This is a genomic window from Pseudomonas sivasensis, assembly GCF_021391435.1.
GTDB classification, from domain to species: Bacteria; Pseudomonadota; Gammaproteobacteria; order Pseudomonadales; family Pseudomonadaceae; genus Aquipseudomonas; species Aquipseudomonas sivasensis.
Map to the genome: position 1 here is coordinate 3,966,955 of NZ_CP090029.1, position 25,282 is coordinate 3,992,236.

The following is a 25,282-nucleotide window of genomic DNA, read 5'->3' on the forward strand; positions in this document are numbered from 1 at the left end:
CAAGGTTTTCGACACCCACACAGAGTACCGCCCCTTATGACAACGAGCCCGTATCTCCTGCCTGAAGCCACCAAGAGTGACGACGTTTACAACCTGCGCAGCAGCGGTGCTGCCCAGAGGGCGCTGGACTTTTACTTGAAAGGAAATATGTCAGCACCCGTCCCGGACGAAGGTTTTTTCACACTTAAACCGGGCATCAGTCAGGAAGAAGCGCTGGTGCACGCCTCAGAGCTGTTGCGCAGCGCCGCCGCTACGGCCTATGAATCGGCGAGCAGCCATCAAGGCAATCAGCGCGACCTGGCGTTTTCAGTGGTGTATTTGATTGATATGGCGAAGGCGATGATAGAGCGGTCGCTGCAGGCATCGGAGGCTCAGACGAACGCGTAAGAGGCGCGAAGAAAAATATTTCTATCACAGGGATAAAAACATTTGACTTGCAAATGATAATGATTATTATTGGGCTCAGCTGATCGCGAGATCAGTCGATAAACCAAGGGACCTTAGGTCGGACTCTTGGAATATCTCCTCATCAGGCTAATCACGGTTTTTGACCCGGCTCTTTGGCCGGGTCTTTTTTTTGCCAGTTTCCCTGGCGTGGCTTCAGGCTAATGAAGACTGTGTGTTGCTCGATGGCGCGCATGGTAGCAAAAGACCATCGCCAAAAGAAAGTCAGTCGGGCGCTCTGGCTCAGATCTCTGCGAAATAGCGCTTGAGAATCAATCTCATAGATTTTAAGCTGCGGCAGCGTCACGGATGACGCCCCCCTTCTCGCAACAATTTTGCGTCCAGTCTTTACCAGACTCCTGTGTAATATAGTCGTCACAACACTCATATTCAGGCAACCAGACTATGACCGTGGCCTTGACTTCCATCAAGATCAGCACCGACTTCGACAGTGGCAATATCCAAGTACTCGACGCCAGCGATGCATACCATTTGTTGCTGGCAATTCGACCCGATACCCGCAGCCACCATTTCCAATGGTTCCACTTCAAGGCCGAAGGCATGCACGTGGGCCACACCCACACCTTTCGCCTGAGCAACGCGGGTGGCTCCTCGTATAAGCATGCCTGGAGCGGCTACCACGCTGTCGCGTCTTATGATCACGTCAACTGGTTCCGAGTACCGACTCGCTTCGACGGAGAGATCCTGCACATCAGCCTCGAAACCCGCGAGAAACATGCCTGGTTCGCCTACTTCGAGCCCTACAGCCGTGAACGCCATGATCGGCTGATAGAGCTGGCGCTGAAATACGCCGGCACTCAACTGCTGGCGACCGGTAAAAGCGTCGAAGGCCGCGATATCCAACTGCTGCGCCGTGGCAAAGGCGGCGAAGGCCGTCGCAACATCTGGATCATCGCCCAACAGCACCCCGGCGAACACATGGCCGAATGGTTTATGGAAGGCATCATCGAGCGCCTGCAACAGGACGGCGATGCCGAGATGAAAAAACTCCTGGCCGTTGCCGACCTGTACCTGGTGCCGAACATGAACCCCGACGGTGCTTTCCACGGTCACTTGCGCACCAACGCCATGGGGCAGGACCTCAATCGTGCCTGGCAAAGCGCCAGCCAGGAGATCAGTCCAGAAGTGCTGTTCGTGCAGCAACAGATGGAAGAGTACGGTGTGGACCTGTTCCTCGATATCCACGGTGACGAAGAAATCCCCTACGTGTTCACCGCCGCCTGCGAAGGCAACCCGGGCTATACCCCGCGTATCGAAGCGCTGGAAAAACACTTCCGCCGCCACTTGAGTGCGCTGACCCGAGACTTCCAGACCACACATGGCTACACCCGCGACTTGCCGGGCGAAGCCAATATGACCCTGGCGTGCAATGCAGTCGGCGAAAAATACGACTGCCTGTCCCTGACCCTGGAAATGCCATTCAAGGACAACGACGACGCCCCCAACCCGAAAACCGGTTGGTCGGGTGAGCGGTCCAAGCAATTGGGCAAGGATGTGTTGAGTACCGTGGCCGATATCGTCACGGTCCTGCGCTAACGCCCCTGCCCTCAGCCGGCATCAGTCCCTGGTGCCGGTCATACTCTGCAACACCCCATCACGCCGAATCAGTCCATGGAACAACGCCGCCGCCAAGTGCAACAGCACCGTGAAAAACAGCAGGTAAGCCAGATACCCATGGGCCTTGCGCAGCAGCGCAAACAGCGGCGCGTTAGCCGCCACCAGCGCCGGCAACTGCACCGAACTGCTGAGCATTACCGGATCACCTGCCGCCGAGATCATCGCCCAACCCAGCAGCGGCAATACCAGCATCAACCCATACAGCACCAGATGGGATGCCTTGGCCGCCAGCACTTGCCACTGCGGTAAGTCAGACGGTAACGGCGGCTGACGGGTGGAAAAACGCACCACCAATCGCACGATCACCAACGCCAGGATCGCAATCCCCAGCGGCTTGTGCAGGTGGATCAACCACTCATGCCGCTCCGACACCGACGCCGCCAGCCCCGCGCCGATAAACAACATGGCGATGACCATCAGCGCCATCAACCAGTGCAGCAGACGTGCCAGGGGCGCAAAAAACCGAGGGTGGGCATTCATGGTTTCGACTCCTGAGGGGCACTGTGCAACGGGCCGACTTCACCGGCACGGCGCAGGTACGAACTGGCATACGCCGCCGAGCGGGCGGCCAGCAGCGGATCATTTGAGGCTTCGATGCCGCTGGGCAGAATCAGCGGGTCAAAGTTGATGTCGCGGCAATCACCGTCGGCCTGAGGTTGGCTGCTTTGCAGCACCAGGGTGCCGGCGTTCAACACTTTATGCTCGCCGGTCCAGGTCTTGCTCGCATCGTCGAGTGGGTCGCCGGGGTTGGCCAGGGTGATGTTCAACTGCCAACGCAATGGCCCTGACGCCAGGCGCTGCGCCAAGTCTTTCTCAAGGAAGTCAGCTCCGCCCGGCGCAGTATCCCCCGCCGCATCCTGGCTCTGCGGCACCACGCCCCAGCGCACGGCCTGGCGCTTGCCATCGGCGCTCACCAGGTAAAACGCGTTGATGCCGTTATAGGTTTCGGTGGCGTAACTGGCCGATGGCTTGGCGGTCTTGACCCACGCCAAAAACGGCGCCGTCTCGGGATGCGCGGCGAAAAACGCCGGCATATTCGCCGGGTTCGGCTTGCCGGTGGCCGGATCGGGCGCACCCGCTTTGAGCATCTGGTAGAACGCCTCGGGCGTGCCTACCGGGAACACCGGCATGCTGTTCATACCCGTGCGCCATTGCTGGCCGTTGGATTGGTTGAACTGCACGGCAAAGCTGCGGATCGGCACACTGCTGTCCGGTGCATATGGGTTACCACTGGGCAACGCAAACCGGCCGACCAGGGGCGTCTTGGCCTCGCTGAACACCTGGGCACTGGAGTACGCACGGGCTTCGGGGCTGCTCTCGAAATACCCGGCCACACACACGCCCTTGGCATGGTTACGGCGAAAACCAGGGTGCACGCCGTTATTCGTTTCCAGGGCATTGACCAAGGTTTTCGGCCGCAGCCGCTGTGGGTCGAGCGTGCCGTTGACGTAGGCAAATGCCCCGGCAACGACAGCAACTACGGCCCCAATACCGGCGAGTCGCGCAATCAGGCTCGCAGTGCTCAACGCAGGACGGGGCGGTGATGAGTGATCTACCATGAACAAACTCCAGGGCCAGAGGCCTTAGGGGGTGAAACTAAAGGTCGGAGCATTGAGACGAATGCCGATCTGCTCTATTCCCTGGCCGTGGATTTATTTTTCCTAGCCTGGAATAACCCTTAACGCCGGACGTCTCTCTAGTCCCAGCGTAGTGACCAGCCAGACACCCATGCATGAACTCGACGAACAGTTACGTGAACTCATCCCCAGGCTGCGGCGTTTTGCCGTGTCCTTGACCCGTAACGCCAGCAGCGCCGATGACCTGGTGCAGTCCACCCTGGAACGGGCGATTACCCGCTGGGCCGACAAACGCGTTGAGGGCGATCTGCGCGCGTGGCTGTTTTCGATCCTCTATCGGCAGTTCCTCGACGCCCACCGCCGCACCCGGCGCTATGCACGCATGCTGGAGTTTTTTACCGGCCGCGATGACGCGCAGCCGTCGGTGGAGCGCACCGTGATCGCCCAGTCGACCCTGCAAGCCTTCGATCAACTCAACACCGAACAGCGCGCCCTGCTGTTATGGGTGTCGGTCGAAGGTCTGAGCTACAAGGACGTCGCCGACATCCTCGACGTGCCAGTGGGCACCGTGATGTCGCGCCTGTCCCGGGCACGCCAAGCCTTGCGTCAACTCAGCGATGGCGAAATTGCCAGCCCTTCCCTGCGGATACTCAAATGATCAGCCTGCCCCCCAGCGAACGCGACCTGCATGCCTACGTCGACCACCAGCTCCTGGAGAGTGATCGCCGTGTGCTCGACACCTATTTGGCGGCCCATCCCGACGTCGCGGCCCGGGTCCAGGCTTGGCAACAGGACGCGCAACTGCTGCGCGCGTCCTTGAGCGGCGCCCTGCAACAGCCGGCCAACCCGGCACTGGACCCGGCGCTGATTCGCCAACGCATCAAGCATCAATCGCGCCGCCACTTCGCCACGGCGGCGGTATTGCTGATTGCCGTCAGCCTGGGCGGCCTCGGCGGCTGGCACGCCCGTGAAGCCACACAAGCACCGATGTTGCCGATGGCCGACGCGATGCAAGCGTTCCGCCTGTTTGCCCAGGAAGGCATCATGCCCGCCGACTACAACGGCCAGGACAGCGGCACCATGCAGGCGTGGCTCGACCGCTACTTCAACCAGGCCCACCGCCTGCCGGACTTGAGTCAGTCGGGCTTCAAGCCGGTCAGCGGTCGATTGCTCACCACCGACCAAGGCGCCGCCGCCATGGTGCTGTACGAAGATCCCCAGGGTCGGCGCATCAGTTTCTACATTCGCCCACCGGGCCCGGACAACGGTTTCCTGCCCCGCGGCCAGCGCACGGCGGATGGATTACAAGCGCAATACTGGTCCGGCGGCGGCTACAACTATGCGGTGGTCAGCCCGACGGATCAGCCGCCACCCTCCCTTCAGCCGTTCTAGAACCCCACGTCCAGCACCACATTGTCGAGATAGGTGCCGGCGGTTGGGGTGGTCTGGTCGCTGTAGATTTTTGCGTTGTAGTTGAACACCTGGCTGCCGGTGCCCAAGCCATTGCCGGGGTTGACCTCAGCCGTGGAACTGGCCCGCCGCGCTGCGCCAACACTGCCCCACCGCGTGGTGCCGGCGCTTTTGAAAATGTCGTAGGCCAGGTAATTGCTGCCTGAAATCATGCGCCGCCGCCCACCAGCACTCAGCGGATTCTGGCCGTCGCTCAGGCCCACGGTGTAGGCACTGCCCTTGGTGCAGGCGATGTTGATGGTTTGTCCGGTCACGGCAGTGAACCCACTGATCACCGGAGCACTGCCAAAGCTGATATTGGGCGCGGTGATCTGACAGTCGTTGGTGACGATCATGCTGACCGTCAGGGTCGCGACGGCATTACCAATGTCCCGTCCCAGGCAGACGCCGCCGATGCCGATCCCCGAGCAATAGTTCCAGTTCCAGGCAATGTTCAACGTCTCGGTATATAGCCCCGCCGCCACATTGCTGCCCGTGATACTGCTCAGGTACAGCGGCACGGTTTTCGTCCCTGGCCCTGCGATCAGCCCCAACGCCTGGGCAATCCCCCCGGATCCACCAAAATCGAATTGCGTGCCTCGGGTAATCGGATAGCTGCTGCTGTTGTTGCCGTAAAGGGTGTAACCGATCACGTCACCGGTCGGCCCGACCATGCCACTCTGGGCCGACGTAACGGTGGCGTAGAAGTGGTCCGACGACACCAACAGCGAAATCAGCGCCGACGTGCAACTCAAACCGGCGTTGGCCGTGGAACTGGTCTGCGCGGCAGTGCGCACCGTCATTGAACTGATCGAGCCGAAGCTGGCCGGCGCGGTGGTGACCACCGAGCACGCCGCCATCGCCGGGCCCGCCTGCAGCAGCCCGAGCAGCAACCATGCCCTGCCTCTCACTGGCACACCAACGGCCCGATCAGCGGCACGCCTTGTTGCTGCTCATCGATATCAAAGGTCGCCTGGCAGGCTCGCCCTTGTCCCAACGTCACCTGCAAGGTGTTGTGGGCCGACAGGTTCTCCAGGTACACCAGACCATCCCAGCCCACCACCGCCTGCTGGCCGCTTTGCTCATGGACCACCAGGCTGCCCAGGGGTAATTCCTGATGCTGACTGTCCACCAGGGTAACGCTCGCAGCGAGCACTCGCCGCAGCGGGAACTCAAGCAGATAACCCGCGCCACGGCGCACCGAAACTCGTTGTTCCACGTTAGGGCTCTGCACATTGAGCGGCAGGTTCAGCGGATCGATTTCATACTTGCCCCGGTAATACGCACTGCTCCATGGCACCAGCAAATGCCCATTGCGATCGGTCTCTCCCACCAACTGGTTTTCGTAACGCACCGGAATCCCGGCAAACCCCTGGGTACTCACCACCACAAATGCATCGTTGATGCGGTTGGCAGCAAAGGTGTCGCCGCCCATCCACACCAGAGAGCCACTGGCATCCGCCCAGCGCGTCTCGGCATCGCTGCTGCCGTACACGCCGGCCTGCAATTGCACCGACTGCAAACGCCAGGTCAAGTCAGCTTGTCGATAGCTGGGTGCATCGCCTTGGGCATACCCCAGGTTGTAGCCGAACCCACCTTGGCTGGGCACCGCACTGCTGTAGTTGACGCGCTGGCGACGGGTGCCGTCCTTTCCGCGCTCGGTGCTCAACGCCAGGCTGCCGTTGAGGTCGAACGGGATTACCAGTTGTGCCTGCATGGCCCAATTGCTATCGCCGATCTCGCGGTTGGCCGACAGGTAGAAACTGGTGTTGCGCCACAACGGTTTGCTCCAGCTCAGGTTGAGCAGCCGCGTGCGGGAATCGTCCGCTGCCTGCACGTCGAAATACCCAAGGCCCAGGCTGCCAAAACGCTGCAGATTGAGGCTCAGGGTCACCTGTTCGCTGCGCTTGCTGAGGCTTGCGTAGGGCGTGTCGACCAGGGTCAGATCGGCGTAATCGGCGCGCCGTTCCACCCGTTGGTAGGACAGGCTGTAACGGGTGCTGTTGTACTGATAACCCAGGCTCAGTTGCTGGCCGTTGCGGCCTTCGAACTGGCTTTGACTGAGGGCAGTGTTGAGCACGCCAAAATTGCCCAGGCGCACATTGGCGCCCAGCCCGCCGAGGGTCAGATCGCTGGTGGCTTCGGCGTGGCTTTCCAGAGTGAGGTTGTCGGAGTAGCCATAACGCAACGTGGCACTGGTCACCCCTGATCCATAGGAGAAGTCGCGCACGGTGTAGTCGCGGCGCAACGTGCCGGCCGCCACCGAAAAATCCGTCAGGCCTTGTTGCAACAGCGTACTGGTGACGTAGAACGGCACCGTGGTCGACACTTGGCGACCCAGGGCGTCGGTGGTGACGACCACCGCTTCACCCGCGCCGTTGATAAACGGGATATTGGTCAGGGTGTAGGGGCCCGGTTGCAGCAGCGCGCTTTCGGATTTGTAGCCGTTGATGAACAGATCCACCGACGACGGCACTGCCGCCTCGCCCGCAAATTGCGGCAAGGGATAAGTAACCAGATCGGGGCGCACCGCAAAATCGCGCGACAACTGCACCCCGCCCAAGCGTACCGAGCTGCTCCAGGGCAGCGAACCGCTGATCACGTCGCCGGCCTCGTAGGTGAGCAAGCGCTCATCATCCGAGAAACGCCAGGTGGTGTCGTAGCGCCGGTAACCATTATTGAGGGTGCTGTCGTTGATACCGCCGGCCAGGGTCTGGCGATACTGCCCGGTGTTGGACAAGGTGCCCCAGTTGTCGAACAGCCGCACTTCATTCCAGGCCGCGAGGTAGCTGCCGCCTTCATCGGTGTCGTTGAAGTACAGGTCGTAGTTGAGCAAAGCGCCAAAGCTGCTCATGGCCTGGGTACGCGGGTAGGTGTTGCGGTTGCCGATGAACTGCTCCTGCAACCACGACGGCGGCACGTCGATCAGCAGGCGCTGGCCGTTGCTGTCGTAATCGCTGTGCAGGCCGGGGATTGCGTCCAGGGCCACGCTGCCGCTGAGTTCACCGGGCAATTTCATGCCCACGTCCTGCAGCGCACCGGCCGGCACATAGAGCTGCCCGGCACGTTGATCGACTGCAACGACGCGGCCGGTGTCCATCTGGTTGACCACCAACTCCAGAAATAACTGTGCATCGGCGACAGCCTCCATGCTGCTCGGCGGCGGCGGCAGGTCGCCAGCCACTGCCACGCCCCACAGCCCGCTGACCACCACCGACAGCCATAGATGACGAGCCCGACCACGACTCACCATGGCGTTGTGTCCTTCAATGGACATCTCCATCTGCTTAAAACCCGGAGCTTCCCCGCCCCGTTACACTGCCTTCAACGCTTCGGCGCCAGGCTCTCCAACTGCGCCGCACCATTGACGCGAACCTGCAACGGCTGATCGGCCGACACAGCCTCCGGCACCGGCCAGCGCATCGTCGCGCCGGGCAGCACATAACCCAACAAGCCCTCCACCAGCGGCCGCGTCTGTCCGCTCTGCTTGAACGACGCGTCCGTCAATCGTGCATGCACAGCGCCCTGGTTACGCACCTCGATGTAATTGCGCCCCGCGACTGTGACCTTGTGCCAACTCAGGTCCGGTTTGCCCGCGCCCGCCGGGTCACGCTGACGCGTGGCGTCCTCCTTGCTCCACAGCCCCGCGCCGTAGGCGAATAACGGCACCGAGTAGCGCATCTGGAAACGAATCGCCGCCGCCGTATTCTTGCCTTCCGGCGGCGTGGGCACCTGCAATGGCGAGGGAATTTCATCAATGATGATGCGGTAGGCCAACTCCTGGCCCGGCGGCACTTCACGGGTGCGGGTCAGGCGTACCAGTTGCTTTTGACCCGGTTCGATCCTGGCCACCGGTGGGCTGCCGATCACATCGCGCTGGTTCTGGTACTGCTCGTCAAAGCCACTCTGGCTCCAGGCAAATACGCGAATCTGCAGGCTCGCGGTTTCCGTTCCGCGGTTCTCCAGCCACAGCGCGCTGGCCTGTTGATCAGCTTCCAGCACCGGGTCGATAGGCCAGATCAGCACCGAACTGGCGGCCTGCACCAGCCCCGTCGTGCACAACGCCCCCAAGGCAATACCTGCGGCCCACAGCCGCCGGGAAGGTGAACGCATAAAACCACTCCTTTTACCGATAAGCCCTACCACGTCAGCTGCACCTGCAGCGTGTCGCTGTACGTCCCCCCAGGCTGATTGCCCGGTAAAACCACCCGCCCATAGATCGGCAGACTGATGTTGTTTGCGTCGCTGTACGCCACGCTGACGCTCTGGCTGATCCCCAGGCTCTGGCTGAACGCCGCGTCCCGAAACAGCTGATAAGCCACTCGCGCACTGCCGCTGTTGAGTTGCAGGTTGCGCCCGCTGCTGTTATGCAGGCCGCCGTCGACACTCATGCTTAACGCCACCCCCGGCGTGCATTGCAGGGTCACGCCGCCGGTCAGCGCCGCGGTCACGGTGCTGGTGGCCAGGGCCGAGTAACTGCCGTAGTTCAGCGCGCCGTAGTTGGCGCCGCCGCCGACGATCAGGCAGCCCGGCGTAATCGTCGCGCTCACCTGAAAACTCTGGCTGGTCACTGCCGCCAACGGCAGCGGCACCACCAGCCCACAGGCCAGCAATGCGCGAAGCCAGCGCATTAGAACGTCAGTTCAACGGCCACGGTGTCCGAGTACGTGCCCGCCGGCAGCCCGGCCTTGCCCACTGCCCGACCATAAAGGTTCACGGTTTGCGCCACACCGGTGCTGGTCGCGAGGGTGATCACGCCGTCAATCGCCAGCAGCGCCGAATGGCCGCTGTCGGTGTAGAAGTCGTAAGGCACGAAGTTACCCGCGCCGTCGGCCAGTGCACGGGTGCCTCCCGGAGAAGCACCATCATGGGCACCGGCACGCACTTTCACTGCTGGCGTGGTGCCACTGGAACACAGGATCGAGAGCGCGCCACCAGTGCCGGTACCGCCCAGCAGTTGGGCGTCAGCATTGGTAAACAGGCTGTTGGTGGTGCCGAAGTTCAAGCTACCGAAGTTGAGACCAGTAGCCGCTCCGGAACCGTTGACCTGGCAACTGGCAATCAGTGTCAGGCTGGAGGTGATCTGGCCGGTCACCGTGGTGGCCGCATTCAGGCTGGAGGCCATCGCCAGACCCAGTGCACAAACGCCGAGTCGAGATACAAGTGCATGCATGATCGTCATCCTTTTGATTTACCAATCCAGTGTCACCGTCAATGTGTCGGTATAGGTTCCTGCAGGGAGGGCCGTGGTATTGGCCACCACGGCGCCCCACACCGGGATGGTCATTTGCGTGCCATTAGCGGCTACAAAACTGCGTTGCTGGCCGATGGTGTAAGGGATACGCCCCCGCGGGTCGGCCATCAGTTGATAAGGGATAGTCTGGCGGCCGTTGCTCAGGCGCCGGGTGGTGCCGACGGCATTGGTGCCGCCGTCGATGGTCACGGTGAAGCTGGCGACCGTCGGGTTGCACGAGACTGTCAGCGGCGCGTTACTGCCGTCTGAGATGTTCGCCCCCAAGGGGTTGCTCCACGTAGGTCCCTGGCTGCCAAAGTCCAGCATGGCGGTGCCGCCCGTCGGGCTGACCGGCGCTGTGTCGTTGCCCTTGCTCACTTCGCAACTGGCGGTGATCACCATGTGCGCCTGGATAAACCCGCTGGCCACCGCCGCCCGGGCGTCTTCAGCCAGCAGCAACAGGCCACCCATGGCCAGCAGGGTCCAGCCACGGTTCACCATGTGACCGTTACCTTGAGCAGGTCGGTGTAACGGCCGACGGCCGGGATGTCCTTGAGCGGTTCGATACGACCATACAGCGGCAGATCGACGGAGCCAGAGTCCGGCACACGGCCGCTGAGCGGGACATTCACTGGCAACGGAACACGCCGCGCGGCGTCGGCATAAATGCGATAAGGAATGGGTTTGCCGGAGGGGATGCCCGTGCTCAGGTAACGCACTTCGCCGGTGCCACCGTTCAGGCCGCCATCGACGCGCATCTGGTACGGGGTGTCGGGGTTACATTCCAGGCGCGGCTGGCGCTGGCTGATCAGCGCCGCACTCAACGGCCCGGCCGGGTCATCCAGACGCGGGCCGCTGCCAAAATCCAATACGCCAAGTTGCTCGATGCCAGCGCTGCGGGTGGTGCCCACCAACTGACAGCCCCGTTGCACATCGATGCGCACCACAACTTGCAGTTGCGCCGCGTAAACCGTGCTGCAGAGCATCGCGCCCATGACTGTCAATACTGCTCGTCCCTTCACTGCCCCAAATCCTTATACAGGGGTGACTGCCATGTAGAAGGGTAGTCACTGAGAAAAAATCTGCCAGTGTGGACAGGATTACCTGTGCTCCATGCCGTTTAGAGATAGCTGGCCGCGCCCTTCTGTATTGGTCAAATCGCCCCGAGCGACCTAAAGTAAGCGACCTCGACACACAGAGTGAATCCCATTGGCCGTGCTTCCTTTAATCCGTCGCTTGCTCGGTAAACACACCGACGGCCACGACGACTCGCCCATCCAGACGTTCTTTGAGAACAAGGCCCGGCAACAGGGCTATACCCTCAGCGCCGGCCAGGCCCAGGCAATCGCCGCCATGGCGCGCGCGACCCAGCGCCTGCTCGCTGGCCAACCCACCCGCAGCCTGTACCTGCACGGCCCGGTAGGTCGCGGCAAAAGCTGGCTGCTGGACGGTTTCTTCCAGGCGCTGCCCCTCGCCGAAAAGCAGCGCGTGCACTTCCATGATTTTTTCGCCCAGTTGCACCGGGGCATGTTCGCCCACCAGAAGGCCGAGGATGCCCTGGCCGTCACCCTGGACGAACTGCTCGACGGCTGCCGTGTGCTGTGTTTCGACGAGTTCCACGTGCACGATATCGGCGATGCCATGCTGATTACCCGGCTGTTCAAGGCGTTGTTCCAGCGCGGCGTACTGGTACTGGTCACCTCCAACTATGCGCCCGAAGGCCTGTTACCCAACCCGCTGTACCACGAGCGGTTCAAACCGGTGATCGACTTGATCGCCACGCGCATGGAGGTGCTGGAAGTCAGCTCGCCCAAGGATTTCCGCAGCCTGCCCCAGGCTCATTCCGTGCAGCGCTTTACCACCGGGCAATACGTGTGGCCGGGCACACCGACCCAGCGTGCGGCGCTCGGCCTGCCGGTCACCGATGGCCCGGCGCAGCACCTGACGGTGGGCAACCGACAATTGATCTGCCGCCAGCATCACGCTCGCACCATCGCGCTCACCTTCAGCGACCTCTGCGAACAGCTGACAGCCGTGATGGACTACCTGCTGCTGTGCGAGGATTTCGATCACTGGATCATCGACGGCCTGCCCCACTTGGCCGAGTGCCCGATCGCTGTGCAGCAGCGCTTTATCAACCTAGTGGACGTGCTCTACGACAAAGACAAGCACCTGATCCTGATCGGCGAACAACCGCTGGCACAGGCGATGAGCGGTCAGGCCATCGACTTGGCGCGCACCGCCAGCCGCCTGAATCAACTGCAACACCCCAGCCCGCAACCGGTGCCCGACCCGGTATCATGAGCGCCATTTACGCCCCCTTGCCGAGTGACCGCGCCGTTCATGAATACCCTCGCCCAACTCAAGGCTGGCCAATTGGCCGGCGTTACGCGCCTGGACCTGTCCTGCGGGCTCACCGAATTCCCAGAAGAAATCTTCGGGCTGGCCGACTCCCTGGAGATCCTCAACCTCAGCGGTAACGCCCTGAGCCGCCTGCCCGACGACCTGCACCGCCTGCCGCACCTTCGCGTGCTCTTCTGCTCGGACAACGCTTTTACTGAGCTGCCGGAATGCCTGGGGCAGTGCGCCAAGTTGAGCATGATCGGCTTCAAGGCCAACCAGATCAGCCACGTTCCCGCCGCCGCTTTACCGCCGCTGTTGCGCTGGCTGATCCTCACCGACAATCGCATCAGCCAGTTGCCCGACGCGTTGGGCGAGCGGCCGCTGCTGCAAAAACTGATGCTCGCCGGGAACCAACTCGCGGCCCTGCCGGAAAGCCTGGCCAACTGTCACAACCTCGAATTGCTTCGCATCGCGTCCAACCGCTTTACCCATCTGCCGCAATGGCTGTTAGCCCTGCCAAGCCTGACCTGGTTGGCCTATGCCGGAAACCCGGTGGAAATGGCAGTGGATGTGGCGGCAGACGACGCAACGCCGGACATCCCGTGGGCAGAACTGGAATTGGCCGAAGTGCTGGGCGAAGGCGCCTCGGGGGTGATCCGCAAGGCCCTATGGAAACCGCAGGCCAAGCCGGTGGCAGTCAAACTCTATAAAGGCACCATCACCAGCGATGGCTCGCCGCTGCACGAAATGCAGGCCTGCATCGCCGCCGGGCTGCATCCCAATCTGATCAAGGTCGAGGGCCGTGTAGTCGGCCATCCCGATCACCAGGCCGCACTGGTGATGGACCTGATTGACCCCAGTTACCGCAACCTCGCCGCCCTGCCGAGCCTGACTTCGTGCACCCGCGACATCTACGAACCGACTGCCCGTTTCAGTGCCAATGTGGCCTTGCGCATGGCCCAGGGTATCGCCTCGGTGGCCGCTCATTTGCACAGGCACGGCATCACCCATGGCGACCTGTACGGCCACAATATTCTGTGGAATGAAGTGGGCGATTGCCTGCTAGGGGATTTTGGCGCAGCGTCGTTCCATGCCACGACGGATACCTTGGAGACACGGGCGTTACAGCGACTTGAAGTGCGGGCGTTCGGGGTGTTGCTGGGGGAATTGTTGGAGCGGGTTGAAACGGGGTTGAGCGGTGAACTCTTGGAACTCCAAAAAATGTGCTGTCAGCCGGATGTGTTGGCGCGACCGAGCTTCGAAGAAATCAACGCCTTGCTGGCATCTACCCAACACTCTTAAAACCAAGTAGGAGGGGGCTTGCTCCCGATTGCAGTGGGTCAGAACCACCGCTATCGGGAGCAAGCCCCCTCCCACAGTTGTACAGCTATAAATTCAATCAGCCCGCCAGGCCCACGAACATATCCTGCACGTCATCATGGTTGTCCAAACCTTCGAGGAAGGCTTCGACTTCAGCCATCTGCTCTTCCGTCAAACCGCTGACCGGATTTTTCGAGATGTAGCCCAGCTTGGCCGATAGCACGGTGAAACCCTGCTCGGGCAACGCTTTCTGCACTGCGTCCAAGTCGGTGGTTTCGGTGATGAACAGGGTCGCGCCCTCTTCTTCGCCGTCTTCAAAGTCCTGTGCACCGGCTTCAATCGCAGCCATTTCCGGATCCGCATCCGGGGTATCCGGCGACGCTTCGATCAGGCCGACATGGTTGAAGTCCCAGGCTACCGACCCCGAAGCACCCAACTGCCCCTTGCGGAACGCCACGCGGATTTCCGCCACGGTGCGGTTGATGTTGTCGGTTACGCACTCAACGATCAGCGGCACCTGGTGCGGGGCGAAACCTTCGTAGGTCACGCGGTGGTATTGCACAGTTTCACCGAGCAGACCGGCGCCCTTCTTGATCGCGCGTTCCAGGGTTTCCTTGGGCATCGAGGCCTTCTTGGCCTGCTCCACCACCAGACGCAGGTGAGCGTTGGTCGCGGTGTCGGCGCCATTGCGGGCGGCGATGGTGATTTCTTTCACCAGCTTGCCAAAGATCTTGCCCTTGGCATTGGATGCCGCTTCTTTATGTTTGACTTTCCACTGTGCGCCCATGACTCACTCTCTTCTATACATCGCGCCGAAACGTCTACTGGCCGGCGCTTTGGGGGCAGAGTTTATAGGGCAAAAACGCTCTGATCCACCAAAAACCGGCCATACCCCTCAGGTTCGCAAGGGTTTGATCGCAAGACCGCGGTCCGGCACGAAATCCCCGACCTGGGCCAGCACGGCCGGCCTGGCGTTCCAGTAGGGCATCAGCACCAGCGAGGAAAAGAGCGCGGCACCGGCAAACACGATAAACACCGTCACCGTATCGAAGTAGCCCGGCAGCAACCCGCCGAGGATCGCCCCCACCGAACCGCAACCGTTCACAAAGCCTGCGGCTGTCGCCCCCGCCTTGGCGGTGCCGAAGTCGATGGCGGCGGTGCTGCTGATCATTGAGTCCGGCCCGTAGAGGGTCAGGCCCATCACAAACAACAACGCCATCACCAGCAGCACGCTGCCGGTGTGCAGCGCGCCCATGAATAGCGCCAAGGCCACGGTCAGGGCCAGCAGGCTGAGCACGCAGGCCGGCATGCGTCGGGCACCGAAGAGTTTGTCGGACGCCAGCCCGATCAGCACTGGCCCCAGCAAACCGGCCAGTTCGAACGCCGTCGGCACGATGGCCGCGCCGACCTTGCCGACCGAGGGCATTTGCTCATACACGATCACCGGGCCCCACAACAGGATCGCGTAGCGCGCCGGTTTCAACAGGAAATACGCCAGCCCCAGGGTCAAGACGGTGCGGTTACGCAAGATGGCCCGCAGCGGTTCCAGCACGCTGATGCGCTTCTCGGCGGCGGCCTCCTCGGCGCTCAACAGCGGCTCCGGTTCCACGGCCGGCAAGTCCACGTCCTGCGGCGTGTTGCGCTGGAAGAGAAAGAACAGCACCGCCACAAACGCTACCACCGCCGCACTGGAGATAAACGCCGCATGCCAGCTGCCGATCAGGGTGTAGGCCCACCACCCGGCAAAGGGCGACGCCACCAGGCCACCGAAGGCGTAGCACGAACTCCATAACCCCAGCACCCGCCCGCGCTGCTGCGCCGGGAAGAAACTGCCGAGGTTCTTGCACAGTCCAGACCAGCCGGTGGACTGCGCCAAGCCCTGGATCAGCATGCAACTTATAAAGATCGGCAAGGTGGCAAACGTGCCCATCACCAGCGCCGCAGCGGCAGAAATCAGTAACCCGCCGAGCACAACGACACGCGGCCCGAAGCGGTCAGCCAGCATGCCCCAGGTGAACTGTCCGACGGCATAGGCCGCCAGGTAAATGCCATCCAGGTTGGCCATCATCATTTTGTCGAGGGGGAAACTCGGGTCGTCGACGATCCCCAGCTTTGCCACGGAAAACGCCTTGCGAGTGAAATAGAACGCGGCGTACGCCAGCCAGGTGATGGCGAAAATCTGCACACGCCAACGCTTGATGCTACCCATAGGGATATTCATGGTGTTTCTGACCTCAGGTGAGTGTGCCGGCAGAATCGAGAAGCAAATGCCTGTTGTTTTTATGGTTAAGCACTGCAATGCCGAGCCCTGGAAAGCGCGACATTGGTCAGATGAGTCCGGTGTCCCAGAGCCCATGACCACCGGAGGTTGTAGGACTCAACCTACAGTGGTTGAGACATATCAAAGCAATGGCTGACTAATAGGTAAAATCGATTTATCGTATTTCAAATATAAGCTCAGCTTGTAAGAGGATTTGCGATGTCGGTGTCCCATACCCAACTCAAAGCCTTTCATGCCGTGGCCGTACACGGCAGTTTCACCCAGGCCGCGGAACGGTTGTTCCTGACGCAACCGGCGATTTCCGACCAGGTGCGCAAACTAGAAGAGCGCTTCGGCGTGCTGTTATTTCATCGCAACAAGCGCTCAGTGCGCCTGACAGACCTGGGCGAACGCCTGCTGAGCATCACCCAGCGCCTGTTTGTGATCGAGGCCGAAGCCGAGGAACTGTTGCAGGACTCCCGCGCGTTGCTCACCGGCACCCTCACCCTCGCCGTGGATGCCCCCGTGCATGTGCTGCCGCAGATCGCGCGTTTTTGCCAGCTGTACCCGGGAATCAGCGTGAAGATCGAAACCGGCAACACCGACGAATCGCTGTTTCGCCTGTACAACTACCAGGCCGACCTGGCCTTGCTGGGCCGCGACGTCGACGATGAGCGCCTGCTGTCGCTGCCGTTGCCTGACGACCAATTGCTCGCCTTTGTCGCGCGCAACCACCCGTGGGCCGGACGCGAGTCCATCTGCTTGGCTGACCTGGACGACACGCCGCTGGTATTGCGTGAAATCGGCTCGGTCACCCGTCAGACCCTTGAACAGGAAATGAGCCAGGCAGGCTTGCGCATTCGTCCGGCGATCCAGGTGGAAGGCCGTGAGGCCGCGCGTGAAGCGGTGGTGGTGGGCATCGGCGTGGGCGTGGTCTCGGCGGCGGAGTTCGGCGCCGACTCACGGGTGTGCGCCATGCCGATCCGCGATTGCAGCCAGCGCATGAAAGAAACCCTGGTATGCCTCAAGGAACAGAGTTCCCGCCGGGTGGTGGCGACGTTCCTGGAGATCGTGCGCGACAGCCTTCAGCTCGGCGCCAACTCGAAAAACGCCTGAATCAGGCGCAACGAACGGCGCCGCTCCATGCAACCGAGTGTATGCCGGTTGACCAGCCCATCGCCCTCAATCGCCACGGCCTGCACGCGTGGGTCGGGGCTGACTTCCATGGACGAGACCACGCCCACTCCCAACTCAGCGGCGACGGCTTCGGTCACCGCTTCGCGGCTGTCCAGTTCCAGCAGCACCTTGGGCTGCACATTCGCCGCCACACAGGCGTCATCGAAGGTACGCCGGGTGATGGAGCTGGGCTCGCGCAGCACCATGATCACGTCGTTGAGTTGCTCGAGGCGAATACCCTCGGGTTGCTGCGCCCACGGATGGCTGGCCGGCACCAATGCGCAAATCCGCGACTCGTTCAACGGTTGCAGGTGCAGGCCATTGCGCGGCTCCACTTCGGTGAGCACCGCCACATCCGCATGTTCGGATAACAGCGCGGCGAGGGTTTCCTGGGCATTGCCCAGGCGCAGGTTGACGGTAATCCCGGGGTAGCGCGCGCGCAGGCTGGCAATCATCGGCATCACCAAGTGCGGGCCGTCCGCCGCGACTTCCAGACGCCCGGTCAGCAGTTGGCGGTTGGCCTCCAGCATCGTCTGGGCTTCGTCCACCAGGCCGAAGATCGCCCGTGTGATCGCCGCCAGCCGTGCGCCCTCTTCAGTCAACTCAACCCGTCGGGCGGTGCGCCGTAGCAACGGGATCTGGTAGTACTCCTCCAGGGCCTTGATATGCCCGGTCACCGCCGGTTGGCTGATGAAAAGCCGCGCGGCAGCACGGGTAAAACTGCCCTCGCGGGCCACGGCATCGAATGCGCGCAGTTGGAACAGGTTCATAGTCATCGGCCTCACTGATAGCTCGCATAACAACAAACAATTTGATTGATGACAAGCCAAACTGCAATTTAGGCGCCGTAGCTTCAACCCCCGATGCCTTGCGAGGACTTGAGATGACCACTGCCGCGCCGATCCTGCTGACCCCTGGCCCCCTGACCACATCCAACCGCACCCGTCAGGCCATGATGGTGGACTGGGGTTCATGGGATGACCGTTTCAACCAACTCACTGCCAGCGTCTGCGAGCAATTGCTGGCAATCCTCAATGGTGCTGACAGCCACCACTGTGTGCCCTTGCAAGGCAGCGGCACCTTTGCCGTCGAAGCGGCCATCGGCACCCTGGTCCCGCGTAATGGCAAGGTGCTGGTCCTGATCAACGGTGCGTATGGCAAGCGCCTGGCGAAGATCTGTGAAGTGCTGGGCCGCGACTTCAGCACCTTTGAAACCGCTGAAGACGAACCCACCACCGCCGCCGATGTGGACCGTTTGCTCCAGGCCGACACGGGCATCACCCACGTCGCGTTGATCCACTGCGAAACCAGCACCGGCATTCTCAATCCGTTGCCGGAGATCGCCCAGGTCGTTAAGAACCACGGCAAGCGCCTGATCATCGACGCCATGAGTTCCTTCGGCGCCCTTCCAATTGATGCCCGAAACGTGCCGTTCGACGCACTGATCGCCGCCTCGGGCAAGTGCCTCGAAGGCGTGCCCGGCATGGGCTTCGTCTTTGCCGAGAAGCAGGCACTGGCCGCCGCCCAAGGCAACTGCCATTCCCTGGCGATGGACCTGTTCGACCAGCACACCTACATGGCGAAGACCGGCCAGTGGCGCTTCACCCCACCGACCCACGTGGTCGCCGCCCTGCACGAAGCGCTGCTGCAATACCAGGAGGAAGGTGGCCTGCCTGCACGCCATCGACGCTATGCCGACAACTGCCAGGCGCTTCTGAACGGCATGGCCAGCCTTGGTTTGCGCAGTTTTCTGCCGGCCGAAATCCAGGCACCGATCATCGTCACCTTCCACGCCCCCAAAGACCCGCGCTACCAGTTCAAGGACTTCTACGAGCGGGTCAAGGCCAAGGGTTTCATCTTGTACCCCGGCAAATTGACCCAAGTGGAAACATTCCGCGTCGGCTGCATCGGCCATGTCGACGCAACCGGCATGCAGACGGCGGTCAAGGCGATCGCCGAGGTGCTGCAAGAAATGGAAGTGTTGGACATCTGATTCTCCCCATAACCCACAGGATCTGAACCATGAACTATCAAAACCCCAACACCCTCCAGGCCGTCATCCTCGATTGGGCCGGCACCGTCGTCGACTTCGGCTCCTTCGCACCGACTCAGATTTTTGTGGAGGCCTTCGCCGAGTTCGACGTGCAAGTCTCCATCGAAGAAGCCCGTGGCCCGATGGGCATGGGCAAGTGGGACCATATCCGCACCCTTTGCGACCAACCGCAAGTCGCCGAACGTTATCGCAAAGCGTTCGGCCGCACGCCCACCGACGACGACGTGACCGCCATCTACCAGCGCTTCATGCCGTTGCAGATCGAGAAGATCGCCGAACACTCGGCGCTGATCCCCGGCGCACTCGACACCATCGCTCAACTGCGTGAGCAAGGCATCAAGATTGGCTCCTGCTCTGGCTACCCCAAGCAGGTGATGGACAAGGTTGTCGCCCTGGCCGCCACCAATGGTTACGTCGCCGACCATGTGGTCGCCACCGATGAAGTGCCCAACGGCCGCCCATGGCCGGCCCAGGCCCTGGCCAATGTAATTGCCCTCGGAATTGATGATGTGGCGGCGTGCCTCAAGGTCGACGACACCGTGCCCGGCATACTCGAAGGTCGTCGCGCCGGAATGTGGACCGTGGCCCTGACCTGCTCCGGCAATGCCCTGGGGCTTACCTATGAACAGTTTCAAGCCCTCGATGCCGCCACCCTGGCCAGCGAACGCACACGCATCGAGGCGATGTTCGAAGGCTCACGCCCGCATTACCTGATCGATACCATCACTGACCTGCCGGCGGTGATCGCCGATGTTAACCAGCGTCTGGCGCGCGGTGAAATGCCGCAAAGCCACTGACAAGCGTCAATACAAAGGCATTCGCGCCGGGCAAATCGTTCAAAACAGGCATAAAGTAAAAAGACTCCGTCGCCAAAGAGCGGAGGTTTACCCTGATGAATAAGGAACCGAGCGATGCCGTGGAAAAATTCCGATACGCGCTACAGCACCATGTCGATTGCGCTGCACTGGTTGATGGTGGTGCTGCTGGCGGTGGTCTACGCCTGCATAGAGTTACGCGGCCAGTTCCCCAAAGGCAGCGGCGCCCGCACCTTGATCGTCGAGATGCACTTCATGTTCGGCCTCACCGTGTTTGTATTGGTATGGCTGCGTCTGTTCGCGCGCAGCCTGGGGGTGGCGCCGAAGATCGTCCCCGCCCCGCCGCAATGGCAAAGCCTGCTCGCCACCCTGATGCACGCCGCGCTGTACGCCTTGATGATCGGTATGCCGATTGCTGGTTGGCTGATCGTCAGTGCCGAGGGGCATTCGGTGATGTTCTATGGCATGGAGTTGCCGCCGTTAATTGGCGAGAACAAGCCACTGGCCAAAGAGATTGAAAGCTGGCACGTGTTGTTCGGCCAAATCGGGTATTGGCTGATCGGCCTGCATGCCCTGGCGGGGATCTTTCATCATTATGTGATGCGCGATAACACAGCGTTGCGGATGATGCCGGGTAAGCGCGCTAGGCTGTAAGCCCTCGGCGGCCTTGCAGGCCGCCGGTGTGCACAAAGATCAGGCGAGTACCGGGCGCGATGTGCCCGGCCTCGATCTGCTGCTTCAACGCCAGCAGGGCTTTGCCGGTGTACAGCGGTTCCAGCGGCACGCCGCAGGCCTGCTCCGTGGTTTCAATAAAGTCGAGCAACAGCGGGTCGACCTTGGCGAAGCCACCCCGGCTGGCATCCAGCAATGTATAGCCACCTTGCACCAAGGCACTCACGTTTTGCGCCACACCATGATCGTCCGGCACGGCCATTGCGCCGAACACCGGATGGGCGCCCGCCTCTGCCAGGACTAAACCTGCCAGCGTGGTGCCGGTGCCTGCTGCCAGCCACCAGCCGTCGTAATCGGCCCAACCCAGGTTTCTCAGTTGTTCACGGGCCTGTTCGACCAACACCCCACACCCCACTGCGCCGGCCAATCCGCTGCCGCCTTCAGGCACGGAATACAGATGCGGATAAAGCGCGCGCCAAGGTTCCCAGAAACCCGGCTCATGGCGCGCACGATAGCCGCCATAACCGAGCCAATGCAGCTGCATGCCGAATGCTTTCAAATCCTGGACGGTAGCCGTGTCTTGCGCATGACCGCGCAACAGGCCGACAGTGGGAAAGCCAAAACGCTTGCCCGCCGCCGCCAGTGCGTGCAGATGGTTGGAATAGGCGCCGCCGAGGCTGATAACGCCGCTGGCGCCTGCCTGTCGCGCCTGGGCCAAGTGCTCGGTGAGCTTGAACCACTTGTTGCCACTGATCAGCGGGTCGATGCGGTCCAGGCGCAGCACGGCCAACTCGACGCCGTTGAGCCAATCCAGTGCTAACGGTTCAAGCGGAGCATGGGGAAGCCAATCGAAAGGACCCATCGGGCGGCATCTGAATAAAAAAAGGGGCGGTAGTCTAACACCGCCCCTTGCGTCGTCTTACAGCTGCGCGGCGAGGCGCGAGCCTTGGTTGATGGCGCGCTTGGCATCCAACTCGGCCGCCACATCGGCGCCGCCGATCAGGTGCACGTTCTGGCCCGCTGCGACAAGGCCGTCGTGCAATTCACGCAACGGATCCTGGCCGGCACAGATGACGATATTGTCCACCGCCAACAGCTGCGGCTCGCCCTCGGCGCCGATGCGGATATGCAGGCCGTCATCGTCGATTTTCAGGTACTCAACGCTGTTGAGCATCTGCACCTGCTTGTTCTTCAAGCCGGTACGGTGAATCCAGCCGGTGGTTTTGCCCAGACCGTCGCCGACCTTTGAAGCCTTGCGCTGCAACAAAAACACTTCACGGGCCGGAGGATGGGGTTGAGGCTTGATGCCGGCCACACCGCCACGGGCTTGCAACTGGGTGTCGATGCCCCATTCTTTCCAGAATGCTTCACGGTCCAGGCTGGTAGACACGCCCTGGTGCACGAGGAATTCCGACACGTCGAAACCAATACCGCCAGCGCCAATCACCGCGACGCGCTTGCCCACCGGCTTGCGTTCAAGGATTACGTCCAGGTAGCTCAGCACCTTGGCATTTTCCACGCCCGCAATCGCCGGCGTGCGGGGCGCGATGCCGGTGGCCAGGATGATCTCGTCGTAGCCGCCAGCCGCCAGCTGCGCGACATCCACTCGGGTGTTGAGGCACAGCTCGACGTGGGTGGTTTGCAACTTGCGCTTGAAGTAGCGCAGGGTTTCAAAGAACTCTTCCTTGCCGGGCACACGCTTGGCGATGTTGAACTGGCCGCCGATCTCGCTGGCCGAGTCGAACAGCGTCACGTGGTGACCGCGTTCAGCGGCTACGGTGGCAGCGGCCAGACCCGCAGGGCCGGCGCCGACCACAGCGATTTTTTTGATCTGCTTGACCGGCAGGTAATTCAGTTCGGTCTCGTAGCATGCACGGGGATTGACCAAACAGGTGGTCAGCTTGCCGCCAAAGGTGTGGTCCAGGCAGGCCTGGTTGCAGCCGATGCAGGTGTTGATTTCATCGGCACGCCCGGCGGCGGCCTTGTTGACGAACTCCGGGTCGGCGAGGAACGGTCGCGCCATCGAAACCATGTCCGCATCGCCTTCAGCGAGAATCTGCTCGGCAATTTCCGGTGTATTGATGCGGTTGGTAGTGATCAGCGGGATCTGCACCGCACCGCGCAACTTGGCAGTGACTTTGCTGAACGCGCCGCGTGGCACCTTGGTGGCGATGGTCGGAATACGCGCTTCGTGCCAGCCGATGCCGGTGTTGATGATGGTCGCACCGGCCTGCTCGATGGCCTTGGCCAACTGCACGATTTCTTCCCAAGTGCTGCCGCCTTCCACGAGGTCGAGCATCGACAGGCGGAAGATGATGATGAAGTTCGGCCCCACCGCTTCGCGCACCCGCCGCACGATTTCCACGGCAAGGCGCATGCGATTTTCGTAGCTGCCGCCCCAACGGTCGGTGCGGTGGTTGGTGTGGGCGGCAAGGAACTGGTTAATGAAATAACCTTCGGAGCCCATGATTTCCACGCCGTCGTACTCGGCGACCTGGGCCAGCAGCGAACAGGTGACGAAATCCTGGATCTGCTTTTCGATGCCCTCTTCGTCCAATTCCTTGGGCTTGAACGGGTTGATCGGCGCCTGGATGGCGCTTGGCGCGACCTGCTTGGGGCTGTAGGCATAACGGCCGGCGTGGAGGATCTGCATGCAGATCTTGCCGCCCGCTTCATGCACGGCCTTGGTCACGATCTTGTGCTTTTGCGCTTCCTCGTCGGTAGTCAGCTTGGCCGCACCGGCGTACACCCCGCCTTCATCGTTGGGGCCAATGCCACCGGTGACCATCAGGCCCACGCCGCCACGGGCGCGCTCGGCAAAATAAGCCGCCATGCGTTCGAAGCCACCGGGTTTTTCTTCAAGGCCGGTGTGCATCGAACCCATCAGAGTACGGTTGCGCAAGGTCGTAAAACCCAGGTCCAACGGGGCCAGCAGGTGCGGGTAGGCAGCAGCGGTCATGGTACAGCTCCACAACGGATCATCACGGGACGTGGAAGGCTCGAATGGCCTGCCATCGGTTTATGTCCCACAGACTAAGAGGCGATCCCCTACCGCTCAATGACCGAAACTCACAACTTATTGATCCAAACGCACAGCGCCCCTTGGCAAGCCGCCGCATGGGCCCTACCCTAGTCAGCGAACCCTGCACTTGGTCTGTTGTCTGTTCCCCCATGCGTAAACTTCTAGCTTTTACCGTCACCCTGGCCCTGGTTGCCGCCGTCGCCGCGTATCTGGTCTGGACCCAGGAGCGCCCCGTGGCGCATTACCTGTCGGACCTGCGCAGCACCCTCGCCGTCAACGAAGGCCAACCCGCCGATCGAGGTAACCTGCTGGGCATCCAGCCGGAGTTATTCCCCGCCGACTACCAGAGCCTGGAACGCCTGCACCTGAAGCTTGCGGCGTACCTGCAAAACGCACGGGACCAGGGCCTGATCAACGAAAAGACCATTGTGGTACTGCCTGAACACATCGGCACTTGGCTGATGCTCACCGGCGAAAAAAACGAGGTGTACCAAGCGCTGCATGTGAAGGACGCGATGCACTGGCTGTCGCTGAGCAATCCCTTGCAATTCCTGCGTGCCTGGATCAGCGCCACGGGCGATGACCGCACCAACGACGCCTACCTGCGCATGAAAGCCCCGGCCATGGCGCGTGACTATCAAGTGCTGTTCGGCGGCCTGGCCAAGGAATTCGGGGTCACGGTGGTCGCTGGCTCCATTGCCCTGCCCAACCCAAGTGTGAGCCAAGGGCAACTCCAGGTCGGCCATGGCGCGCTGTTTAACGCCAGCGTGGTATTTGCGGCAGACGGCTTGCCCGTCGGCAATCTGCAACGCCAGCTCTACCCGATCTACGATGAGCGCGGTTTTATCGAGCCTGGAGACGAAAATATCGTCAGCGTGGTCGACACCCCGGCCGGCCGCCTTGGCGTGCTAGTGGGCAGTGACAGCTGGTACCCGGACAACTACCGCAAGCTCAACGAACAAGGCGCGCAGCTGATTGCAGTGCCGGCCTTTGTGCTTGGCCGCGAGACCTGGGATCGACCATGGCGCGGTTTTAAAAGCGTCTCCACTCCACAGGAAATCAGCCTCAAGCCCGAAGAGCTCAGTGAGGGCGAAGCGTGGCGCCGCCTGACCTTGATCAGCCAACAACCGATCAGCCAGGCCAGCGCCGGCATGAGCGTATTTCTGCGCGGGCAGTTCTGGGATTTGGGCACTGCCGGGCAGAGTTTCCTGAGTCACAACGGGCAGATCAACGCCGACAGCGACGCCCGTGGCGCGCGCCTGCTGAATATCTGGCTGTAA

Annotated in this window: 26 protein-coding genes; 11 read left to right on the forward strand and 15 right to left on the reverse strand. The window is 61.6% G+C overall.

The genetic code is table 11. The features are described 5' to 3' along the window. Nucleotides 1–36 precede the first annotated feature (36 nt). On the forward strand, nt 37–387 hold the full coding sequence (locus LRO94_RS17740; protein WP_122753636.1) for a DUF6124 family protein: 351 nt from the start codon (nt 37–39) through the stop codon (nt 385–387). Nucleotides 388–538: 151 nt separating this feature from the next. Here the strand turns inward: LRO94_RS17740 and LRO94_RS17745 are convergent, their stop codons facing one another. Continuing rightward, nucleotides 539–751, reverse strand: coding sequence for a hypothetical protein (locus LRO94_RS17745; RefSeq protein WP_179178769.1), 213 nt, complete (start codon nt 749–751; stop codon nt 539–541). A 98-nt stretch (nt 752–849) separates the two neighbouring features. Here LRO94_RS17745 and LRO94_RS17750 point away from each other — a divergent pair, with 98 nt between their 5' ends. Beyond that, nucleotides 850–2,001 carry a M14 family metallopeptidase gene (locus tag LRO94_RS17750; RefSeq protein ID WP_032889844.1) on the forward strand — a complete coding sequence of 384 codons (1,152 nt, stop codon included), beginning with the start codon at nt 850–852 and terminating at the stop codon, nt 1,999–2,001. Between the two features lie 21 nt (nt 2,002–2,022). Here the strand turns inward: LRO94_RS17750 and LRO94_RS17755 are convergent, their stop codons facing one another. Next, entirely contained in the window at nt 2,023–2,562 is a 540-nt protein-coding gene (locus LRO94_RS17755) for a cytochrome b (RefSeq protein ID WP_099600977.1), read from the reverse strand. Next, nucleotides 2,559–3,641, reverse strand: a complete 1,083-nt coding sequence (locus LRO94_RS17760) for a catalase family peroxidase (protein ID WP_179178768.1) — start codon at nt 3,639–3,641, stop codon at nt 2,559–2,561. Before LRO94_RS17760 ends, LRO94_RS17755 begins: the two co-directional genes overlap by 4 nt. A 169-nt stretch (nt 3,642–3,810) precedes the next feature. Here LRO94_RS17760 and LRO94_RS17765 point away from each other — a divergent pair, with 169 nt between their 5' ends. Beyond that, nucleotides 3,811–4,317, forward strand: a complete 507-nt coding sequence (locus LRO94_RS17765) for a sigma-70 family RNA polymerase sigma factor (protein ID WP_032889850.1) — start codon at nt 3,811–3,813, stop codon at nt 4,315–4,317. Then, nucleotides 4,314–5,051: an anti-sigma factor family protein gene (locus tag LRO94_RS17770; RefSeq protein WP_032889852.1), complete on the forward strand. Its 738-nt coding sequence runs from the start codon at nt 4,314–4,316 to the stop codon at nt 5,049–5,051. The genes LRO94_RS17765 and LRO94_RS17770 overlap by 4 nt, the downstream gene beginning before the upstream one ends. On the opposite strand, the gene LRO94_RS17775 is transcribed toward LRO94_RS17770, so the two are convergent. The 7 genes from LRO94_RS17775 to LRO94_RS17805 form a co-directional block, all read right to left on the reverse strand. Beyond that, entirely contained in the window at nt 5,048–5,968 is a 921-nt protein-coding gene (locus LRO94_RS17775) for a Csu type fimbrial protein (RefSeq protein ID WP_179180061.1), read from the reverse strand. The two genes, LRO94_RS17770 and LRO94_RS17775, sit on opposite strands and share 4 nt — an antisense overlap. A gap of 47 nt (nt 5,969–6,015) precedes the next feature. Beyond that, a complete protein-coding gene (locus LRO94_RS17780; protein WP_179180060.1) occupies nt 6,016–8,361 on the reverse strand; it encodes a fimbria/pilus outer membrane usher protein in 2,346 nt (781 codons plus the stop codon). Between the two features lie 71 nt (nt 8,362–8,432). Next, nucleotides 8,433–9,221 (reverse strand): fimbrial biogenesis chaperone, encoded by a 789-nt coding sequence (locus LRO94_RS17785; protein WP_032889858.1) that lies wholly within the window; start codon nt 9,219–9,221, stop codon nt 8,433–8,435. Between the two features lie 26 nt (nt 9,222–9,247). Then, nucleotides 9,248–9,739, reverse strand: a complete 492-nt coding sequence (locus LRO94_RS17790) for a Csu type fimbrial protein (protein ID WP_122753631.1) — start codon at nt 9,737–9,739, stop codon at nt 9,248–9,250. Continuing rightward, the gene (locus LRO94_RS17795; protein WP_032889863.1) at nt 9,739–10,281 is read right to left on the reverse strand and encodes a Csu type fimbrial protein; all 543 of its coding nucleotides are present in this window, start codon (nt 10,279–10,281) and stop codon (nt 9,739–9,741) included. The genes LRO94_RS17790 and LRO94_RS17795 overlap by 1 nt, the downstream gene beginning before the upstream one ends. A gap of 18 nt (nt 10,282–10,299) precedes the next feature. Then, nucleotides 10,300–10,842: a Csu type fimbrial protein gene (locus LRO94_RS17800; protein WP_179178766.1), complete on the reverse strand. Its 543-nt coding sequence runs from the start codon at nt 10,840–10,842 to the stop codon at nt 10,300–10,302. After that, complete coding sequence (locus tag LRO94_RS17805) at nt 10,836–11,336, reverse strand: Csu type fimbrial protein (protein ID WP_032889867.1); 501 nt, start codon at nt 11,334–11,336, stop codon at nt 10,836–10,838. Before LRO94_RS17805 ends, LRO94_RS17800 begins: the two co-directional genes overlap by 7 nt. A 214-nt stretch (nt 11,337–11,550) precedes the next feature. Between LRO94_RS17805 and zapE the strand changes: the two genes are divergently transcribed. Then, entirely contained in the window at nt 11,551–12,645 is a 1,095-nt protein-coding gene (gene zapE, locus LRO94_RS17810) for a cell division protein ZapE (RefSeq protein ID WP_179178765.1), read from the forward strand. A gap of 39 nt (nt 12,646–12,684) precedes the next feature. Further along, on the forward strand, nt 12,685–13,986 hold the full coding sequence (locus LRO94_RS17815) for a protein kinase (RefSeq protein WP_179178764.1): 1,302 nt from the start codon (nt 12,685–12,687) through the stop codon (nt 13,984–13,986). Nucleotides 13,987–14,083: 97 nt separating this feature from the next. On the opposite strand, the gene LRO94_RS17820 is transcribed toward LRO94_RS17815, so the two are convergent. Together LRO94_RS17820 and LRO94_RS17825 are read right to left on the reverse strand one after the other, a co-directional pair. Then, on the reverse strand, nt 14,084–14,791 hold the full coding sequence (locus LRO94_RS17820; RefSeq protein ID WP_179178763.1) for a YebC/PmpR family DNA-binding transcriptional regulator: 708 nt from the start codon (nt 14,789–14,791) through the stop codon (nt 14,084–14,086). 108 nt (nt 14,792–14,899) lie between these two features. Further along, on the reverse strand, nt 14,900–16,225 hold the full coding sequence (locus tag LRO94_RS17825) for an MFS transporter (protein ID WP_032889872.1): 1,326 nt from the start codon (nt 16,223–16,225) through the stop codon (nt 14,900–14,902). A 258-nt stretch (nt 16,226–16,483) separates the two neighbouring features. Here LRO94_RS17825 and LRO94_RS17830 point away from each other — a divergent pair, with 258 nt between their 5' ends. Beyond that, entirely contained in the window at nt 16,484–17,380 is an 897-nt protein-coding gene (locus LRO94_RS17830) for a LysR substrate-binding domain-containing protein (protein ID WP_179178762.1), read from the forward strand. On the opposite strand, the gene LRO94_RS17835 is transcribed toward LRO94_RS17830, so the two are convergent. Next, on the reverse strand, nt 17,350–18,210 hold the full coding sequence (locus LRO94_RS17835; protein ID WP_032889876.1) for a LysR substrate-binding domain-containing protein: 861 nt from the start codon (nt 18,208–18,210) through the stop codon (nt 17,350–17,352). The two genes, LRO94_RS17830 and LRO94_RS17835, sit on opposite strands and share 31 nt — an antisense overlap. A gap of 113 nt (nt 18,211–18,323) precedes the next feature. On the opposite strand from LRO94_RS17835, the gene LRO94_RS17840 reads away from it, so the two are divergent. The 3 genes from LRO94_RS17840 to LRO94_RS17850 all read left to right on the forward strand — a co-directional run bounded on the left by LRO94_RS17840 (nt 18,324) and on the right by LRO94_RS17850 (nt 20,962). Continuing rightward, nucleotides 18,324–19,433, forward strand: coding sequence for a 2-aminoethylphosphonate--pyruvate transaminase (locus tag LRO94_RS17840; RefSeq protein WP_179178761.1), 1,110 nt, complete (start codon nt 18,324–18,326; stop codon nt 19,431–19,433). Nucleotides 19,434–19,462: 29 nt separating this feature from the next. Further along, nucleotides 19,463–20,290 (forward strand): phosphonoacetaldehyde hydrolase, encoded by an 828-nt coding sequence (phnX, locus tag LRO94_RS17845; protein WP_032889878.1) that lies wholly within the window; start codon nt 19,463–19,465, stop codon nt 20,288–20,290. 114 nt (nt 20,291–20,404) lie between these two features. Next, a complete protein-coding gene (locus LRO94_RS17850) occupies nt 20,405–20,962 on the forward strand; it encodes a cytochrome b (RefSeq protein WP_032889883.1) in 558 nt (185 codons plus the stop codon). On the opposite strand, the gene LRO94_RS17855 is transcribed toward LRO94_RS17850, so the two are convergent. Both LRO94_RS17855 and LRO94_RS17860 read right to left on the reverse strand, forming a co-directional pair. Continuing rightward, nucleotides 20,952–21,842, reverse strand: coding sequence for a 1-aminocyclopropane-1-carboxylate deaminase/D-cysteine desulfhydrase (locus tag LRO94_RS17855; RefSeq protein ID WP_032889886.1), 891 nt, complete (start codon nt 21,840–21,842; stop codon nt 20,952–20,954). The genes LRO94_RS17850 and LRO94_RS17855 overlap by 11 nt on opposite strands. Nucleotides 21,843–21,899: 57 nt before the next feature. Beyond that, on the reverse strand, nt 21,900–23,939 hold the full coding sequence (locus LRO94_RS17860) for an NADPH-dependent 2,4-dienoyl-CoA reductase (RefSeq protein WP_032889888.1): 2,040 nt from the start codon (nt 23,937–23,939) through the stop codon (nt 21,900–21,902). A 212-nt stretch (nt 23,940–24,151) separates the two neighbouring features. On the opposite strand from LRO94_RS17860, the gene LRO94_RS17865 reads away from it, so the two are divergent. Beyond that, the gene (locus LRO94_RS17865) at nt 24,152–25,282 is read left to right on the forward strand and encodes a carbon-nitrogen hydrolase family protein (protein WP_032889892.1); all 1,131 of its coding nucleotides are present in this window, start codon (nt 24,152–24,154) and stop codon (nt 25,280–25,282) included.